Origin of the sequence: Haloarcula marina (assembly GCF_024218775.1) — an archaeon.
In the GTDB taxonomy this organism is placed as follows: Archaea; Halobacteriota; Halobacteria; order Halobacteriales; family Haloarculaceae; genus Haloarcula; species Haloarcula marina.
This window is the reverse complement of the sequence record NZ_CP100404.1, coordinates 142,461-161,164: the sequence shown is the minus strand read 5'-3', so window position 1 is coordinate 161,164 and position 18,704 is coordinate 142,461. Positions and strand designations below refer to the sequence as shown.

Here is an 18,704-nt window from a genome sequence, read left to right as displayed (position 1 = left end):
GGGGAGAGTGCTCGACTACTCGTCGCCCAGAGCGACGTAGGTGGTCTCGATGATGCGGTCGTCGGCGTTCAGGCGGTCGAGCACCTCCGCGGTCGGTTGCTCGTCTAAGTTGTACACGGAGAGGGCCTCCCCGCCGATGGTCTCCCGACCGTTGAACATCCCCGCGATGTTGATGTCGGACTCGCCGAGGACGGTGCCGATGAAGCCGATGGTGCCGGGTTTGTCCTTGTTGCGGACGACGAGCATATGGCCGTGGGGGACCGCCTCGATGCGGTGGTCGTCGATGCGGACGATGCGGGACTCCTCGCCGCCGAACTGGGTCCCACAAACCGACACCGAGTCCTCGCCGTCGGAGACGGTGACGGTGATGAGGCTCTGGTAGTCCTCGGCGGAACTGGTCTTGGACTCGGTCACGTCGATGCCACGTTCTTTCGCGATTTGCGGGGCGTTGACGGCGTTGACCTGCAGGTCCGAGGGGGCGAAGACGCCTTCGAGGGCGCTTGCCGTGACGTACTCAACGTCCTCGTCGGCGATGTCACCGGCGTAGGTAACCTCGACGGTGGACATGTGGCCGTCGAACAGTTGGACGGCGATGCGACCGGCGGTACTCGCCAGTTCGAGGTACGGACGGACCTGCTCGAAGGTCGCGCGGTCCAGCGACGGCGCGTTCAGGGCGTTGGCGACCGGTTCGTTGTTGAACGCGGCGATAATCTGGTCGGCGGTGGAGGTGGCGACGTTCTCCTGTGCGGCCTCCGTCGACGCGCCGAGGTGGGGCGTGACGATGATGTCCTCGACACCCAGCAGCGGACTGTCGTCCGGAAGCGGTTCCTCGCCGAAGACGTCCAGCGCCGCGCCCTTGAGGACGCCGTCCTCGACGGCCTCCGCGAGGGCGGGTTCGTCGATGATGCCGCCGCGGGCGCAGTTGACGACGTAGCCGCCTTCGAGTTGGGCGAGTTCCTCCTCGCCGATCATGTTCTCCGTCTCGGGGGTCAGCGGTGTGTGGATGGTGACGAAGTCCGCTTTCTCCAGGCACTCGTCGAGTTCGTCGACCAGTTCCGCGCCGAACTGCTTGGCGCGCTCCTCGCTGATGTAGGGGTCGAACGTGACGATGTCCATCCCGAGGCTACCCAGACGCTTGGCGACCTCTTGGCCGACGCGGCCGAACCCGACCACACCGAGCGTCTTCTTGTTGACCTCGGTGCCGAGGAAGTCGCCCTTCGCCCACTCGCCCTCTTTGAGGCGGTCGTGGGCCTGCGGGATGGAGCGGGCGGTGGCGAAGGCCATCGCGACGCTGTGTTCGGCGGCGGCGCGGACGTTGCCCTCCGGGGCGTTGGCGACGATGACGCCGTGTTCGGTGGCGGCGTCGATGTCGATGTTGTCGACGCCGATACCGGCCCGGCCGACGATGACGAGTTCGGAGGCGGCGGTCAGCACCTCGTCGGTGACTTCCGTCCCCGAGCGGACGATGAGCGCGTTCGCGTCGGCGACGGCGTCCAAGAGCGCGTCGCCCTCGACGTCGTAGGCTGTCTCCACTTCGTGGCCTGCCTCGCGCAACCGGTCGAGGCCGGCGTCGGCGATGGGGTCCGTGACGAGTACCTTCATACCGGACCGAACTTACCGGGGCGGCATAACGCTTGTTTTCTTGCCGCGTACGGCCACGCGTGGGGAGTCCGCTCGCCGCCGAATTTCGATTGAAACAATTGGTGTAACTTCTCACAAAATATTAAAGGTCGCGTGCCGACCCGTCCGTATGACTGGCGGCGACACGTCACTCACCAGACGCCACCTTCTGCTCGCTGCGGCGCTGTCGGGACTCGCCGGATGTCCCGGCGGCGGGAGCGACTCCGCCTCGACCGGGACGGACCAATCGGCGGCGACTGCCACGACGACCGAGACTCAGACCGAGACGGGACCGACCGTGGCCGACGCCCCGCAGGCCGAGGTTCGCGGCGCACACGCCCCCGGGCCGCCCGTATTCACGAGCGTCGGCGAGTCCATCCGCGCCCCAGAGTTTTCGGGCGTCGAGAGCAACCTCGCCCCGCGGAACCCCGACCGCGAAGGGACCTACGCGTGGTCGGTCGCCGACGCTCCCGACGAGAGCGAGGCGGCGGTCGGCGACGGCGCGGCCGTCGAGTTCGAACCGGACGTAGCGGGCACGTACACGCTGGCACTGGACGCCCCCGACGGCACGCACGAGACGACTGTCCGGGCGTTCCCGCGGCAGACCGCGGGCGACCCCCGACCGACGCTGACGCTTTCGAGCGAGCAAGCAGACGATTCGATAGTGCTGACCGCGGATGCACGCGCGCCCGCGAGCAACGACGAGTCCGACGACGACCTCACGGTCGAGTTTCTGGTGGACGACCGGGACCGCGAGGCTATGGACGGGACGCTCGCCGTCGACGGCCACGAAGCGCGTCTCTCGGTGGAGAACCTGTCGGGGCCGGTTCGCGTCCACGCGGCGGCCGTCGGAGCGACCGGGCGGAGCGTCGCCGACACCCTCCGAATCGCGCCTGACGGGACGACCACCCACCCGACCGGCCCGCCCGCGTGGGCCGAGGACGCCGTCGTCTACGAGATATTCGTCCGGCGGTTCGGCGCGGACGTGGACTTCGACTTCCTCGAATCGACGGTCGACTACATCGACTCGATGGGGGCCGACGCAGTGTGGCTGACGCCGATTCTGGACGCTCACAGCCACCGCGACGAGACCCAACCCGGCGGGCCGCACGGCTACGACGTTATCGACTACTTCGAGACGGCCGACGCGCTGGGCAGTCGGGCACAGTTCGAGTCGTTCGTCGACGCCTGCCACGAGCGAGGCATCAAGGTCATCTTCGACCTCGTGGTGAACCACACCGCCCGCGAACACCCCTACTTCCAGTCCGCGACCGGCGGCGAGGACGCCCCGTTTCGGGACTGGTACCGCTGGGAGGGCGGCGACGCCCAGTACTACTTCGGATGGCGGGGCATCCCCATTCTGGACTTCGACAACCCCGCCGTTCGGTCGTGGGTCCTCGCCATCGCGGAGGAGTGGGCCGACGTGGTGGACGGCTTCCGCTGTGACGTGGCGTGGGGCCTGCCCCACAGTTTCTGGAAGGAGTTCCGTCAGCGAATCAAAGCCGAGCATCCCGACTTCCTCTTGCTGGCCGAGGCCGTCCCGTGGCAGGACGACTACGCCGACTTCGCCGAGAACGAATTCGGCCTCCACTACGCCGAGGGCCTCTTCGAGACGCTGGGTGCAATCGGTTCGGGGGAGGAGTCGGCGGACGCCCTCCGCGACGTGTGCGAGTGGCGGCGCGACGCGGGCTACCCCGACCACGTGAGCCTCCTGAACTACGTCGAGAACCACGACACCGACCGCTACCTCGCCGACGCGAGTCGGGCCGCCCAGATGGCCGCCGGGGCGGCGACCTTCACCCTCCCCGGCGCGCCGATGGTGTACTACGGACAGGAGACGGGGCTGACCGGGATGCGCGAGCGGATGAACTGGGAGCGGGCCGACGAGGACTTGCGCGCGTTCTACCGGAACCTCGCCGCGGTGCGTCACGACGAGCGAGCGCTCCAGTCGGACGCCGACGTGATTCCGCTCTCGGTCGCGCCCGGAAACGACCGCGTGACGGGCTACGCACGCGAAATGGAGGGGGAGCGCGTCCACGTCCTCCTGAACTTCGCCGAAGACGCCGTCGAGGTGGCTCAGCACCCCGCCGTCGAGCGAACGGACCGGGTGTCCGGAGACAGTGTGGGGACGACGGGCGGCGTCACCGTCGACTCGGTGGTCGTGCTCCGGGCCGACGGCTTGGCGGGTCGCGGGGAACGGGTGGCGACGTACGACGACCCGAGCGGAGACGCCGCCGCCCCCGACGGCGTTCCGGCGGCGGCCCTCGACCTGCGGGGCCTCGACGTGTACGAGACCGACGACGCCCACCAGTTCGTCTGGTCGTTCGCCGACCTCCCGGACGGCGGCGCGCACCAGCACCTTCAGCTATATTTGCGCGACCCCGACGCGGATGGCGGCACGACGGACACCCGCGACGGCATCGACGCCTCGCTGACCGAATCCGCTCAGTACCGGGCGATTCGGACCCCGGAGGATGCCGTCCTCGAACGGGCAGACGGCACACGACCGACCGACCTCGACACCCGAATCGTCGGCGACGAGATACGCCTGACCGTGCCGAGCGAGTATCTGCCCGCCGAATCGCGAGAACTCCGATTCACGGCCTTGGTGGCCGGGTACGATACTGACGCACCGGGCGAGGTTGCGCAGGTCGGCGGGTCGAACGTCGCGGATGTAGTCGTCGGCCCACTCACCGACGAATCTGCGGTGCGGTCCGGGTCCGGCGCGACACTCCCGTTGGTCTCGCTGTCGACCGGGGTCCGGAACCTGCGTCTGGATGCGGCCCCCGTGGCGACGTGGACGGACCCGACCGGCGACGACCACGGCCCCGGAAGCTACACCTATCCCGACTCCTCGCGATGGCCCGACGGGGCGCTGGACCTCACGCGGTTCGGCGTTTTCGCGGGAGAAGAGCGGTACCACTTCCAGTTCGGGTTCCGCGGCCCCGTCGAGACGAACCGGCGGGGGTCACGGAAACAACACGTGCAAGTGTACCTCCGGGACCCCGACGCCAGCGGGGGCGGAACCGCCGCCCGAGAGGGTATCGGGGCCGATATCGCCCCGACGTACCACTATCGAGTCGTCGCCAGCGGGACGACCACTGCGCTCGAAGCGACCGACGGTACCGTTCTCACCGAGGACGTGACCGTCGAGACTCGCGACGGCCTCGACGGCCTGTGGGTGTCCGTCCCGGCAGACGCTCTCGGTGACGTAGCGACGATGGAACTCGTTCCGCTGGTCGTGGGGAACTCCCTGACCGGTCCCGGCGGCGTGGCCGTAATCGAGGCCGAGCGGAGCGTCACCGACTTCGGCGGGCGCACCAGCGAGTTCCAGTCGAACGTCGTCGACCTGCTGACCCCAGCGGGCGTGACACAGTCCGAGGTGTTGGCCGCCGAGAGCGAGCGCCCGGCGGTTCCGCTCCTGTCCGTTGCGCGCGGTGGCGAGCGCGGAGAATAGCTCAGGGGAGCGCCGCGGCCGTCGCCGCGACGAAGCGGGCGGACGCTACGCGACGCGACTCTCGAAAATGGGTCGATTGTGGGTCGAAACGCACTGAGCCGGTTACCGCCACTCGGGAAGCGAGGCGGCCTCTACCAACGGGAGTGTCATATACGCGTCGTCCTGCGAAACATCTGCGATGATGAACGTGTCCGTCTGCCCCTCCTCTATCGAGGCCATGACTTCAACGTTCTCAGCAACCTCCGTTGGTGCAACCGTATCCGGCTCCATGCATGATAATATGTAACACCCACATATAAACGTAGCGGAATCCTCGGCTTACGCGCCGTTCGCTGTCAGCCATCTGTCTGACGAAACGGCCCCGATTATCAGAATATGGATTCGGAAGGGTCGATTCGGTTGCAACGCTGTCGCTCGGTTTCGATAGCGGTAAGCTTCTCATTCTCATCGTACGAACTTCTTTCACCGCAGATATCATACTCAATGTGAAAATTTCGATTCACGGAACTTTTGTAGGCAGTGGGTGTAACGCGGACCGTTGACTGGTGACGCGACGCTCGCCGCCGCGTCTGGGTCGACGACCCGCCCAAAGCCGCCGTCGAGAGCGGCGTCGGCCCCCGGATGTTAAGGACTTAGTATGTGCGGGGCGGAACTGTTGGCAGTATGAACGTCGCAGACGCCATGACGCCGCGCTCGGACGTTGTCACGGTCCAGATTCCGGGCACCCGTGACGACGTGCTGGAGTATCTCCAAGAGCGGGCGTTCTCGTCCGTCCCCGTCATCAAAGAGACCGACGACGGCGAGGAGTTCCGGGGGATCATCTCCCGGGAGTCCCTCATCGACCAACCTGACGAGGACCAACTCGCCTTGCTGGTCGAAGAAGTTCCGACCATAACCGCCGACGCCACCATCGAGGACGTGGCCACCCTCATGCTCTCAGAGGGTGACCGCCGCATCCCCGTCGTCGACGGCGACCTCGAAGGTATCATCACCGTCACCGACGTTGTCCGCGCCATCGCTAACGGGGCCGTCGACGGCGACGCCCTGGCCAACGACCTCGCGAGTAGCGAAGTCAACTGCATCTACGTCGAGACGCCGCTGACCGTCGCCGAACGCGAACTCTCCTACGCCGAAGTCCCCTACGGCGTCGTCTTGGACGACGACGGCGAGATGACCGGGATGCTCACCGAAGTCGACATCATCGAAGTCGCCCGCGTCGTCGAGGGCGAGGACGACACGGGCAACTCCATCGCCAACGAGGACGACGAGTGGGCCTGGGAGGGCATCAAGGCCGTCGGCGGCCGCTACATGCCCACCCGAAACGTCGAGATTCCGGTCGAACCCGTCCGCGAGTTCATGACGCCGGACCTCGTGACGGTGAACAAGCGCCGCACGGCCGAGGAAATCGCCCAGTTGATGCTCGAACACGACATCGAGCAGATTCCGCTGGTCGCGGGCGACGAACTCGTCGGCATCGTCCGTGACGTGGACTTACTCGAGGGCCTATGAGCGAGGGCGAGCGACTCACCGAACTCGCCAAGCGACGCGGCTTTTACTTCCCCGCCGCCGGTGCCTACGGCGGCGCGGCCGGGTTCTGGACCTACGGCCCGCAGGGCGCGGCGCTGAAGTCGAACGTCGAGGACGCGTGGCGCGACCGGTTCGTCCTCCGCGAGGGCCACCAGGAGATTTCGGCCCCAGACGTGATGCCCGAACCCGTCTTCGAGGCGTCGGGCCACCTCGACGGCTTCGACGACATGATTATCGAGTGCGGCGAATGCGGCGCGACCCACCGGGCCGACCACGTCGTCGAGGACAACACCGACATCGAGGAGGCCGAGTCCCTGCCCAACGAGGAGGTCATGGACCTCATCGCCGAGTACGACATCGAATGCCCCTCCTGTGGCGCGTCGCTCGCGGGCGAACCCGTCGACAACTTCAACCTGATGTTCGAGACGAACATCGGCCCGGGCAGTTCGTCGCCGGGCTATCTCCGCCCGGAGACGGCACAGGGCATCTTCGTGGAGTTCCCGCAACTCTCCGAGTACGCCCGCAACCAACTCCCGTTCGGCGTCGCCCAAATCGGGAAGGCCTACCGCAACGAGATTTCCCCGCGGAAGTCCCTCGTGCGCGTGCGCGAGTTCACACAGGCCGAACTGGAACACTTCGTCGACCCCGAGGAAGACGAACCGCCGCTCTCGGAAGTCGAAGACGTGACTCTGCCCCTCTATTCGGGCGAGAGTCAGCAGGCCGACGACGGCGGCGTCAGGGAGATGACCGTCGGCGACGCCGTCGCCGAGGAAGTCATCACGAGCGACTGGGTCGCCTACTACCTCGGCATCGCCAAGGGCTGGTACGAGCGAATCGGTATCGACATGGACCGGTTCCGCTTCCGTCAGCACCTCCCCGGCGAACTCGCCCACTACGCCTCCGATTGCTGGGACGCCGAGGCCGAAATCGACGGCGACTGGATAGAGATTACCGGATTCGCCTACCGGGGCGACTACGACCTGCAGAAACACGCCGAACACTCCGGCGAGGACTTCACCGTCTTCAAGCAGTACGACGAACCCGTGACGGTCGAGCGACCGACCGTCGACCCGGAGATGAGCTACCTCGGTCCCGAGTTCGGCGGCGACGCGCAGGCGGTGGCCGATGCACTCGAAGCACTGGCCGAACGAGACCCCAGCGCGTTCGAGAGTGAAGACGTGACCGTCAAAATCGACGGCGACGAGGTGACCGTCCCCGTAGAGCAGACGAACTTCAGTGTCGAGGAGGTCACCGAGAACGGCGAACACGTCCGTCCGCACGTCGTCGAACCCTCCTTCGGCGTCGGCCGCCTCATCTACACGGTGCTGGCCCACGCCTACACCGAGGACGAAGTCGACGGCGAGGCGCGCACGTATCTGGACCTCCCGGCCGAACAGGCCCCGACCACCGTCGGCGTCTTCCCGCTGATGGACAAGGACGGGATGGACGACTACGCCCGCGAAATCGCCGAGGCCCTGCGCTCTGCGGGTCACGCCGTCACCTACGACGACTCGGGCGCTATCGGCCGACGCTACCGTCGACAGGACGAAATCGGCACGCCGTACTGCGTCACGGTCGACTACGAGTCGCTGGAGGAAGACACCGTCACGCTCCGCGAACGGGACTCCACCGAACAGAAGCGCGTCTCCATCGACGGACTCGCAGAGACGGTCGACGCGCTCACCGACGGCGACCGAACCTTCGACGACCTGTAAGATGGCCGACGAGGTGGCGCGACGGCTCGTACACGTCTCCGGCGCGACGGTTCCCCTCGCGCACTTGCTCGCCCCCGACATCGTGAGTTGGCGTGTCGTGCAGGCGTTTCTGGCGGTCTGTCTCTTCATCGTCGTCGTACTGGAGTACATCCGCCTGTCGGTGGGCCTGGACTGGGCCATCTACGAGAGACTCACCCGCGAGTACGAACAGGACAACCCCGCGGGCTACGCCCTCTATATCGTCGGGATGGCGCTCGTGGCCGGGGCCGTCGGCCTCGACGGGGTAACCACCGCTATCGCCGTCCCCGCCATGCTGATGCTGGCTATCGGCGACCCCATCAGCGGCTTGCTCGGGTCCGCGGACGCGAGCAACGTCAAGCAGGCGTGGGTGTTGCTGGTGATGTTCGGCGTCTGCACCCTGCTCGCGGCCCCGTTCGTCCCCCCGCTGGCGGCGGTGCTCGGCGGTATCGGCGCGACGTTCGCCGACGGTGTCAAGCCGAGGCTCGCGGGCTACGTCGTCGACGACAACTTCTCGATTCCGGTCCTCGCCGCCGCCGCGATGTGGATGGGCCTCCTCCTGCCGACGCTCCTCGTCTAACGCTTTACTTTCACCGCGCTACCTGAACCCTTAACCGCCGAGGGGCACTACGCCACGCCAATGGCGACCACCGACGCCGAGGGCGGCGACCCGCTCGCCCACCCCCTGTTGGTCGACGGTTTCTTGGAGAACCGTCGGTATCAGGTCGAACTCGCCGACATCGCCGAGGGGGGCCACACGCTCGTCTGTCTCCCCACCGGTCTCGGGAAGACCACCGTCTCGCTGCTGGTGACCGCCCGCCGCCTCCACGACGCGGGCGGGAAGTCCCTCATGCTCGCGCCGACGAAACCGCTCGTCCAGCAACACGCCGAGTTCTACCGGGAGGCCCTGACCGTCCCCGACGACGAGATAGTGGTGTTCACCGGCGAGGTGCGCCCCGACGACCGGGCCGACCTCTGGAGCGACGCCCGCATCGTCATGGCGACGCCCCAAGTCGTCGAGAACGACCTCGTGGGTAACCGCATCGACCTCTCGGCGGTGACTCACTGCACCTTCGACGAGTGTCACCGCGCGACCGGCGACTACGCTTACAACTACATCGCCGACCGCTACCACGCCGACGCCGACAACCCCCTCGTAACCGGGATGAGCGCCTCGCCCGGCGACGACGAGGAGGCCATCCTCGAAGTCTGTGAGAACCTCGGACTGGGCGATGTGGCGGTGATGACCGAAGACGACGCCGACGTGGCCGAGTACACCCACGACACCAGCGTCGACTGGAAGCGCATCGACCTCCCCGAGGAAGTCGTCGAGATACGCGACGCCATCAACGAAGTCGTCTCGGACCGCCTCGGGAAACTGAAGGAACTCGGCGTCACGAACAAGACGTCGCCGGACCTCTCCGAGCGGGAGATTCAGGGGATGCAGGCCGAACTTCGGAAGTTGATGAACAACGACCAGAGCGAGGGGTACAAGGGGATGAGTTTCCTCGCCGAGATTCGAAAGCTCCGGACCGCCGTCACCTACGTCGAGACCCAGAGCGTCGAATCCGTCCGACGGTACTTCGAGCGCCTGAAGGAGGCCGCCCGCTCCTCGGGCGCGTCGAAGGCCGACCAGCGCCTCGTCAGCGAACCGAAGATTCGGCAGGCGATACGGACCGCCCGCGAATACGACGACCTGCACCCGAAGTTCCGCCGGACCCGAATGCTGCTCGCCGAGACGCTCGGCATCGAGAACGGCGAGCGAGTCATCGTCTTCACCGAGTCGCGAGACACTGCCGAGACGCTGGTCGACTTTCTCTCGAACCACTTCTCGACCCGGAAGTTCGTCGGGCAGAGCGACACCGACGGCAGCGAGGGGATGACGCAGACCGAACAACAGGACACCTTAGACCGCTTCCGCGCCGGGGAGTTCGAGGTGCTCGTCTCCACCTCCGTCGCCGAGGAGGGACTGGACGTACCGGAGGTCGACCTGGTCCTCTTCTACGAACCCGTGCCGACGGCGATTCGCGCCATCCAGCGCAAGGGCCGGACCGGCCGACAGGCCGAGGGCCGCGTCGTCGTCCTCTTGGCCGAGGACACCCGCGACGAGGCGTACTTCTGGAAGGCCCGCAACGACCAGAAGCGGATGAAACAGGAGCTACAGAACTTAAAGAGCGTCGCCGGGGACCTCGAAGCCCAGTTGAATCAGACCGGCTTGGGCGACTACGAGGACGCCGGAGGTGGGGATTCGCCCGAGGAAGGCGGCGACGGGTCCCCCGCTCCGGCGGAAACTGGGGTCGACAGGGATAACGGCGACGGCGGAACCGAGGCCGACGGACAGGCCGGACTCGACGCCTTCGCCGGGACGGACGTGGCTGCCGAGGAAGACGGGCACAGTGTCGACGAACTGGACGGCACCGTCGCGACGGCCCGCGCCGACGACGACGGCATCGAAATCGTCGCCGACCAGCGCGAACTCGACTCGACCATCGCCCGGGACCTCTCGACGCGCGAGGGCGTCGAGACGCGACTGGAGACGCTGGCCGTCGGCGACTACGTCCTCTCGGACCGCGTGGTCGTCGAGCGCAAGACCGTCGCGGACTTCCTGGACACGCTGACCGGCGGCGACCGCTCGATGTTCGAGCAGGTGGGCGACGCCACCCGCCACTACGCGCGGCCCGTCGTCGTCATCGAGGGCGAGGACCTCTACGGCGCGCGGAACGTCCACCACAAGGCCATCAACGGCGCGCTGGCCTCGCTGGCCGTCGACTTCGGCGCGAGCGTATTGCGAACGGCCGACGAGGGGGAGACGGCCGACCTCCTCGAAATGGTCGCCCAGCGCGAACAGGACGCGGGCGACCGCGAGGTGAGCGTCCACGGCGAGAAGCAGTCGAAGACGCTGGCCGAACAGCAGGAGTACGTCGTCTCCTCGGTGGCGGAGGTCGGCCCCGTGACCGCTCGGAGTCTGCTCGACCACTTCGGGACCGTCGAGGCAGTGATGACCGCCAACCACGAGGACCTACTGGAGGTGGAGGGCATCGGCGACGTGACCGCCGAGCGCATCCGCGACGTGGTCGGCGGCGACTACGAACCGTAGGCGTCAGCCACCTTCGTCCGGGCTTTAGTACACGAATAGGACGTTGAAACAGCTGTGTTGCTCAGTGGCGGTCTGGGGGAACCACGGGTGAGAACTCGTCGACCGAGAGCGACCGGTATTTCGAGTTCGAACGACACAACGTGAGCACGGGGTGTGAGACGCTTTCGGCGAGTGACATCGCCGCCGACCGCGACGTCGCCGACGAAGTCCGGGCCGATACCTGATTCAGAAGGAGACGGCGTCCAGCGCTTCTGCCGCTTCGCGTGCGGCGGCGAGGTGTTCGCGCGCCTCACGCGGGTCTTCGGCCGCCGCCGCCCGTTCCGCGAATCGCCGTGCCGTCGCCGCCAGCAACGACTCCGCTTCCCGACGGTCCGTCCGCACGTTCTCGTTCGACCCGGCGGCGGTTCGAGGTGAAACGCGGGGGTCGGAATCCGGCGACTGCTGGTCCGCATCGTGTCCCGCCGTCTCTTCACGACGCCGCGCGTCACCGTCGGCGGGTGTTCGAGCCGGTGCCGCCGCCCCACCGCGCGCCGCGCCCTGCCTTTCGTCTGGAGTCCGGTCGGGGTCCGCCGACGGGACTTCCTGTCGTGGCTGTCGGGCGGCGTCGGCCGCCGCCGGGTCGTTTCCGGCGGCGGGTTCGGCGTCCGCGGCAGTGTCAGCGGCAGGTTCAGCGGCCTCGTCGCCCGCGTTGGCGTCGACGGCCTCACCGTCGTCCACCTCGTCACCGCCGAACTGGATGCGCGCGTCGTTACTCGGATTCGCCATCTCGATGTGCTCGCCGGACTCGCCATCGCCCGCTTCCGCCCCGTCGCTCTCGGCACCCGACTCGGCGTCGTCTGCGTCGTCTTCCTCGGACTGGTCGCGAGAAATCGGCTTCTGACAGGTGGGGCAGAACTCCTGGCCGTCGTAGCGGAAGATGGGGTCGCCACAGTCCGAGCAGTGCGCGTTGGTCATGGTCGCGCCCTTCAACAGGAGTTCGCTCATCTGCTCTGTGGTCTCGCGGCGCTGTTCCTCTTTCTCGAACTTCTTCCGTAGCTTCTCGCGTTCGGCTTCCTTATCGAAATCGCTCATATCCGTATCGACGCCACGGAACTGAAAACAACTTTCGGCTGCACGAACGTCGACTCACGTCCACGAGAAGGGGGCTTTCGACACGTTTAACGTTGGCGCGGGTGGCGTTTCGAATGGTATGACAAAGGTAAGCGTAGTCGGTGCGGCCGGAACGGTCGGCGCCGCTGCTGGGTACAACATCGCGCTTCGCGACATCGCCGACGAAGTCGTCTTCGTCGACATCCCCGATAAGGAAGAAGACACCATCGGCCAGGCCGCCGACACCAACCACGGTATCGCCTACGACTCCAACACGACGGTCCGACAGGGCGGCTACGAGGACACCGCTGGCTCCGACGTGGTCGTCATCACGGCCGGTATTCCGCGCCAACCGGGCCAGACGCGTATCGACCTCGCGGGCGACAACGCGCCCATCATGGAGGACATCCAGTCCTCGCTCGACGAGCACAACGACGACTACATCTCGCTGACCACCTCGAACCCCGTCGACCTGCTCAACCGCCACCTCTACGAGGCGGGCGACCGCTCGCGCGAACAGGTCATCGGCTTCGGCGGCCGCCTCGACTCCGCGCGCTTCCGCTACGTCCTCGCAGAGCGCTTCGACTCGCCCGTTCAGAACGTCGAAGCGACCATCCTCGGCGAACACGGCGACGCGCAGGTCCCCGCCTTCTCGAAGGTCCGCGTCGACGGCACCGACCCCGAGTTCGACGCCGACGAGCGCGAAGAGATTCTCGGCGACCTGCAGGAGTCGGCGATGGACGTCATCGAGCGCAAGGGCGCGACCGAGTGGGGTCCGGCCCGCGGCGTCGCTCACATGGTCGAAGCCATCGTCCGCGACACGGGCGAAGTCCTCCCGGCCTCCGTCAAACTCGAGGGCGAGTTCGGCCACGAGGACACCGCCTTCGGCGTCCCGGTCCGCCTCGGTTCCGACGGCATCGAGGAGATCATCGAGTGGGACCTGGACGACTACGAGCAGGACTTGATGGCCGACGCGGCGGAGAAACTCTCCGACCAGTACGCCAAAATCGAATAACGGCTCGCGGTTCTCTCGATTGCGGTCTTTTCTCGCGGTCAGGCGCGCTCGGAACGTTCGTCGAACACGTCGCACTCGGCGCGGGACTCCTCGGCGATGTCGGCACCGAGCAGTGAGGCCCACTCCTCGAGGTGTGAGTTCGACGACGTGTGTTCTCGGTGGCCCATACGTGTGCGAATCATCTACACCGCGTTATATAACGATTGTGCCGGGCCGACCCGAAAAATAGCGGGCGACTACTCGCGAATCGTCTCGGGGACCTGAATGGAGTAGCGGCCGTCTTCTTGGAGTGCGACGATGTACTCCTCGCGGTCGTACAGTTCCATCAGGTTTAGTTCGTACTGCCCCGGTTCGAGCACCTTGATGGACTCGAACTGGTCGTTGAGTTCCTCGCGGAGTTCGCTCAGGTCCGGCCGGTCGGTCGTCTCGGTGTCGGACTCGATTGCGTCCGCTTTGCCTCCGACGGACTCGAAGCGGTGCTCGCCGTCGGCGTCGGCCTGCTCCTGTGGGTCCGGGAGTTCGTCAGGCGTGACCACGTCCGCACGGGCGCTGGCTTGGGCCGCGTCTTCGGTGTCGGCCGCGCGCGCGTCGACGGTACCGGCAGGGCCGGGGTCGCGTTCGTTTCGAGTGGAACCGTTCCCCTCAGCGCCGATGCCGGGGTTGTCGCGGCCGCCCCCGACGATGTCCCGTACCGTCGCCGCCGTCTTGCCGACGGTGCGCGCGACGCCGCCCTCGCCGCCCGGCGGTTCGGGCGGTTCTGGCGGTTCCGCGTCGGACTCAGGCGGGGTCGACGCGTCGACGCCGTCGGGTCGGAACTGGAACTTGTTGCCGCCACAGTCCGGGCATCCCGAGAGCATCTCCTTGGACCCGTCGTCGAACGCGCGGCCACAGTTCGTACACTGGTGGGGCATTATTTCCGGGAAACGAGCGCGCTGATGAGGGTTTCGTCCTTGTGAAGCGTCTCGATTTGGTTGGCCGGGCCGATGACCGTGAGCTTCTTCGTCGACTCCTTCCCCATGATTCGGTCGAGGATGCTCGCGTCGGCGGCCTCGGACTTGGGGTAGGTCTCAATCTCGATGCCGTTGAACTCGTCGGGGCTGATTTCGGTCATCGTCACCTCGATGAGTCGGGACTCCTCGTCTGGCGAGAGGCCCTCTTCGAGGATGACGATGTTGCCGTCGCGCACCCCGTCGAGGATGATGCGTATCTTCTCCATCGAGGCGAGGCCGTCCATCCGCTCGCCGCTGATGAGGTCTATCTGCACGCCGTCGTCGGGGTCTTTCACTTCTGCCATCTTGGTCACCCGAAGTACTCCGCGATTTTGTCGTAGACCTCGTCCATGTTGTCGCCCTCCAGCGCGGAGAGCGGGATGGTCTCGTGTTGTGGGTACGCGTTACGAATCCGCTGGACCGACGACTCCTCTAAGTCGATCTTGTTGGCGAGAATCAGCACCGGGAGGTCCTGACTCTCGATGATGCCGATGAGCATCGTGTTCACCTGCGTAAAGGGGTCCGTCGCCGAGTCGAGCACGTAGATGACGCCGTCGACGTCCTCGCGAAGCCAGTGCATCGCTTCCGCGACCCCTTCCGTGGCTTCCCGCGAGCGACGGACCGCGTCGTCTTTCTCCATGTCGTGCTCTAAGAACTCGGTGTAGTCGACTTTCGTCGTCACGCCCGGCGTGTCGACGATGTCGATGGTCACCTTCTTCCCGTCTCGCTCTATCTCGACGTCCTCCTTGCGACGCGCGCGTCGCGTCTCGTGTGGGACGTGGCTCTCCGGACCGACGGCGTCGCCGGTCCAGTCGCGTGCAATGCGATTGGCCAGCGTCGTCTTCCCCGCGTTCGGCGGCCCGTAGATGCCGATTCGCTTGGGGTCTTCCTCGGAGAACAGCGTCGATGCTGCCCGCGAAATGCTATCTTTGAGGTTTGTTAAGATTCCCATCCTATCCTCCTGCCGCCCGGACTCGGCGGTCTGGCGGCTTCTGCCCGTAGAAGATAGGCGAATTCACTTAAGGATACGTCAGACAATAGTTATTTTTTCGTCATTTCGAGACGAAGCGTTCCCGGTCCAGAGTCGGAAGTGTTAGTTCGACTCGAAGCCCTGGCGGGACGTACGGGAACCAGACAGAGGCTGGCAGGACATCAGTCAGTCGACTAATCGGAGAACGGGGATTGTCTCGGATAGGCCGCGGCGGGACGGACCGGAAACAGATGGGGTATGCCCCCCACCCCTTCGTTTCAGGTGGAACGGCCAAACGGCCTCCCCCGGATGCTGGATTTCGTGGGGAGACACGCCCATTTGGGAGGGGACGCAGCAACTACACTGGAGATTTCCGGGTAGTAGAGCCTTCTACAGCTAGTCTAGGACACTTATCTAGAACTAGAACTTTTCTTCTCTCTAGTGCGGATTTGGTTTTATACAATACGTATTAAATCTTTCCTAGACTAGACCAGACTATCCCAGACTGCTGACCCCCCTCCCACCCTCTTCAGTCGTTCCACCCGAAACGAGGGGGTGGGGGGGTCCAGTCGTGGCAGGGGTTCTTCTCCCATTCCTTCGGGTAGAATCCGTCGTATCACTCGCTAGCACCCTTCACACACCCTTCTCTCGTACTCCCTCGATTCTGACACCCGCCCCTGAGTTCGCGTGGAATCCCGACCAGAAACCAATTCCACTCGAGTATTTGCGGGAATCAGACTTTCTGTCCCGTAATTTCGAAATGACGATCCGTAGTCGCGGGGTCGGTTTCCACTCCACCGCGAACATCTAATCGTAATATTTATTATCTAATCAGCCACGGGTTCATGTGGTTCAACTGGACGCTCCAGAGAGTCGGCAATCCCTCCCACGGCGGCACGAACGGGGTTTTCAGGGGTTCTCTCTCGGTGCGTCCCTTCCTCTCCACCTGAAATTGGGGGGTTCACCTCTCGACTATGACCGACCCAAGCCACGACCCGAATTCGACGGACGACGCGTCGACCGACCGGTCGACACAGCACGAGTCGACGATGCCAGACCTCGACGACGTCGTCCTCGACAACCTCGACGCCGGGAGTGGCGACGACTCCGACGAGGCGTCGCGCGGACTGTTCGACGACTTGCTCGAAGGCGAGCCGATATTCGAGAACAAGGAGGTGCTTCGCCCCTCCTACACGCCGCACAAACTCCCCCACCGCGAGGAGCAGATAAACAACATGGCGACCATCCTCGTCACGGCGCTCCGGGGCGATACGCCGTCGAACATCCTCATCTACGGGAAGACTGGGACGGGCAAGACTGCGAGCGCGAAGTTCGTCAGCGAGGAACTGGAAACCACCTCCCAGAAGTACGAGGTCCCGTGTGAAGTCGAGTACATCAACTGCGAAGTGACGGACACCCAGTATCGGGTCCTCGCCCAACTCGCGAACAAGTTCATCAACAAGAACGTCGGGGTCATCGACGACCGAATCGACGAACTGGAGGCGCTGGAGTCTCGCGTGCGCGAGGACGCCAGCGAACTGGCCGACACGCAGTTCGACAGTCTCGCGGCCGTCGACGAGAAAATCGACTCGCTCGCCGAGGACAAGAAGGAGTTCGAGGAAGTCCCGATGACCGGATGGCCGACCGACCGGGTGTACTCCTCGTTTTTCGACGCCGTCGACTACCACGAACGCGTCGTGGTCATCATGCTCGACGAAATCGACAAACTCGTCGAGAAGTCCGGCGACGACACGCTGTACAACCTCTCGCGGATGAACTCCGAACTGGAGAACTCCCGTGTCTCCATCATGGGCATCTCCAACGACCTGAAGTTCACCGACTTTCTGGACCCCCGCGTCAAGTCCAGTCTCGGCGAGGAGGAAATCGTCTTCCCGCCGTACGACGCCAACCAGTTGCGGGACATCCTCCAGGCCCGTGCCAACGTCGCGTTCAAGGGCGACGCGCTCTCGGACGACGTCATCCCGCTGTGTGCGGCCTTCGCCGCGCAGGAACACGGGGACGCCCGCCGGGCGCTCGACCTCCTCCGGACGGCGGGGGAACTCGCCGAACGCGACCAGACCGATCAAGTCGAAGAGGACCACGTCCGGCAGGCCCAAGAGAAGATAGAACTCGACCGGGTCGTCGAAGTCGTCCGGACGCTCCCGACCCAGTCGAAAATCGTCCTGTTCGCCATCATCCTCTTAGAGAAAAACGGCGTGCGAAACATCAACACCGGCGAGGTGTTCAACATCTACAAGAACCTCTGTGAGGAGATAGACGCCGACGTCCTGACCCAGCGCCGAGTGACGGACCTCATCTCCGAGTTGGACATGCTCGGTATCGTCAACGCCGTCGTCGTCTCGAAGGGCCGGTACGGCCGGACCAAGGAGATTTCGCTGTCTGTTCCGACCGACGAGACGGAGGCGGTGTTGCTCTCTGACTCTCGACTCGGCGACATCGACGACGTGCAACCGTTCGTGCAGGCGCGCTTCGACAACTGATTAGCGCGCCGCGGCGGTCGCGTTCTGGGTAGCGTTGGTTACCGGCGTCCCGTTCTCTGTCACGCTCGCCGTCGCGGCCTGATTGTACCCGAGTCGAATCTCTCCGAGGAAGGGCACGCGCCACTCCGCCGTGCCGACGACCCACGACGGCTTGACGGGGTCGCTGATGGGGCTGACGCCCACTTGGTCGTAGCGGCCGTTGCTGTCGCCTTTCGTGATGAACCCGGCGTGCGGGGCCGGACAGTTCGTGAGTTGGGCGCAGTTGTCCGCGCCCCCGATGGCGCCTGGGTCGGCGCGGTCGTACCAGTCCTCGTCGGCCTCGACGTACAGCATCGCCCGGTGAATGATGGGCGTCGCCCGAGTGTTCCCGTCGGGCGCGTAGACGATGACGTCGCCGGGTTGTTCGAAGCGGACGTACCCGTCGCCGTCGTCGGCCGTAACGACACCGTACTGCGCATCCGGCCCCGGGAATCGGTGCTCTTCCATGACGAACACGAGGTCGCCCTTCTCGATGTGGGGGTCCATGCTCGGGCTTTCGATGGCGACGAGCGGCGGCCAGACGCCGCTGACCGTGAACAACAGGAGACCGACGAGCAAGACGGCACCGGCGCTCCCGACGATGTCGGTGACGTACACGAGCAAGTCGGGGCTGTCGTCGTCGCGCTCGTCGCTCGCCGACGGACGGTCCTCACCGGACATTCCTATC

Annotated in this window: 15 protein-coding genes; 7 read left to right on the top strand and 8 right to left on the bottom strand. The window is 65.5% G+C overall.

Annotated features, from left to right (window positions below):
• Positions 1-15: 15 nt before the first annotated feature.
• Complete coding sequence (gene serA / locus NJQ44_RS00845; protein ID WP_254272791.1) at positions 16-1,602, bottom strand: phosphoglycerate dehydrogenase; 1,587 nt, start codon at positions 1,600-1,602, stop codon at positions 16-18.
• A 148-nt stretch (positions 1,603-1,750) separates the two neighbouring features.
• On the opposite strand from serA, the gene NJQ44_RS00840 reads away from it, so the two are divergent.
• Positions 1,751-5,077, top strand: a complete 3,327-nt coding sequence (locus NJQ44_RS00840) for a glucodextranase DOMON-like domain-containing protein (RefSeq protein ID WP_254272790.1) — start codon at positions 1,751-1,753, stop codon at positions 5,075-5,077.
• 102 nt (positions 5,078-5,179) lie between these two features.
• On the opposite strand, the gene NJQ44_RS00835 is transcribed toward NJQ44_RS00840, so the two are convergent.
• Entirely contained in the window at positions 5,180-5,347 is a 168-nt protein-coding gene (locus NJQ44_RS00835) for a DUF7556 family protein (RefSeq protein WP_254272789.1), read from the bottom strand.
• Between the two features lie 393 nt (positions 5,348-5,740).
• On the opposite strand from NJQ44_RS00835, the gene NJQ44_RS00830 reads away from it, so the two are divergent.
• Genes NJQ44_RS00830 through NJQ44_RS00815 form a run of 4 tightly spaced genes read left to right on the top strand, consistent with a single transcriptional unit; the run spans position 5,741 to position 11,434 of the window.
• Positions 5,741-6,586 (top strand): CBS domain-containing protein, encoded by an 846-nt coding sequence (locus tag NJQ44_RS00830; RefSeq protein ID WP_254272788.1) that lies wholly within the window; start codon positions 5,741-5,743, stop codon positions 6,584-6,586.
• Positions 6,583-8,319, top strand: a complete 1,737-nt coding sequence (glyS, locus tag NJQ44_RS00825) for a glycine--tRNA ligase (RefSeq protein WP_254272787.1) — start codon at positions 6,583-6,585, stop codon at positions 8,317-8,319. Before NJQ44_RS00830 ends, glyS begins: the two co-directional genes overlap by 4 nt.
• Position 8,320: 1 nt before the next feature.
• Entirely contained in the window at positions 8,321-8,917 is a 597-nt protein-coding gene (locus NJQ44_RS00820) for a diacylglycerol/polyprenol kinase family protein (protein ID WP_254272786.1), read from the top strand.
• 60 nt (positions 8,918-8,977) lie between these two features.
• Positions 8,978-11,434, top strand: coding sequence for a DEAD/DEAH box helicase (locus tag NJQ44_RS00815; protein WP_254272785.1), 2,457 nt, complete (start codon positions 8,978-8,980; stop codon positions 11,432-11,434).
• Positions 11,435-11,659: 225 nt separating this feature from the next.
• Here NJQ44_RS00815 and NJQ44_RS00810 read toward each other — a convergent pair whose 3' ends face one another.
• On the bottom strand, positions 11,660-12,505 hold the full coding sequence (locus NJQ44_RS00810) for an Sjogren's syndrome/scleroderma autoantigen 1 family protein (RefSeq protein WP_254272784.1): 846 nt from the start codon (positions 12,503-12,505) through the stop codon (positions 11,660-11,662).
• Positions 12,506-12,623: 118 nt separating this feature from the next.
• Between NJQ44_RS00810 and mdh the strand changes: the two genes are divergently transcribed.
• Entirely contained in the window at positions 12,624-13,538 is a 915-nt protein-coding gene (gene mdh / locus NJQ44_RS00805; protein ID WP_254272783.1) for a malate dehydrogenase, read from the top strand.
• A 38-nt stretch (positions 13,539-13,576) separates the two neighbouring features.
• Here the strand turns inward: mdh and NJQ44_RS00800 are convergent, their stop codons facing one another.
• Genes NJQ44_RS00800 through NJQ44_RS00785 form a run of 4 tightly spaced genes read right to left on the bottom strand, consistent with a single transcriptional unit; the run spans position 13,577 to position 15,479 of the window.
• On the bottom strand, positions 13,577-13,720 hold the full coding sequence (locus NJQ44_RS00800) for a hypothetical protein (RefSeq protein ID WP_254272782.1): 144 nt from the start codon (positions 13,718-13,720) through the stop codon (positions 13,577-13,579).
• 54 nt (positions 13,721-13,774) lie between these two features.
• Positions 13,775-14,449, bottom strand: a complete 675-nt coding sequence (locus NJQ44_RS00795) for a Zn-ribbon domain-containing protein (RefSeq protein WP_254272781.1) — start codon at positions 14,447-14,449, stop codon at positions 13,775-13,777.
• Positions 14,449-14,832: a DUF2073 domain-containing protein gene (locus NJQ44_RS00790; RefSeq protein ID WP_254272780.1), complete on the bottom strand. Its 384-nt coding sequence runs from the start codon at positions 14,830-14,832 to the stop codon at positions 14,449-14,451. The genes NJQ44_RS00795 and NJQ44_RS00790 overlap by 1 nt, the downstream gene beginning before the upstream one ends.
• A 5-nt stretch (positions 14,833-14,837) precedes the next feature.
• Positions 14,838-15,479: an Era-like GTP-binding protein gene (locus tag NJQ44_RS00785; protein ID WP_254272779.1), complete on the bottom strand. Its 642-nt coding sequence runs from the start codon at positions 15,477-15,479 to the stop codon at positions 14,838-14,840.
• 992 nt (positions 15,480-16,471) lie between these two features.
• Here NJQ44_RS00785 and NJQ44_RS00780 point away from each other — a divergent pair.
• A complete protein-coding gene (locus NJQ44_RS00780; RefSeq protein WP_348533067.1) occupies positions 16,472-17,998 on the top strand; it encodes a Cdc6/Cdc18 family protein in 1,527 nt (508 codons plus the stop codon).
• Here the strand turns inward: NJQ44_RS00780 and NJQ44_RS00775 are convergent, their stop codons facing one another.
• Complete coding sequence (locus tag NJQ44_RS00775) at positions 17,999-18,697, bottom strand: S26 family signal peptidase (RefSeq protein WP_254272778.1); 699 nt, start codon at positions 18,695-18,697, stop codon at positions 17,999-18,001. It lies immediately after the preceding gene.
• Positions 18,698-18,704 lie beyond the last annotated feature (7 nt).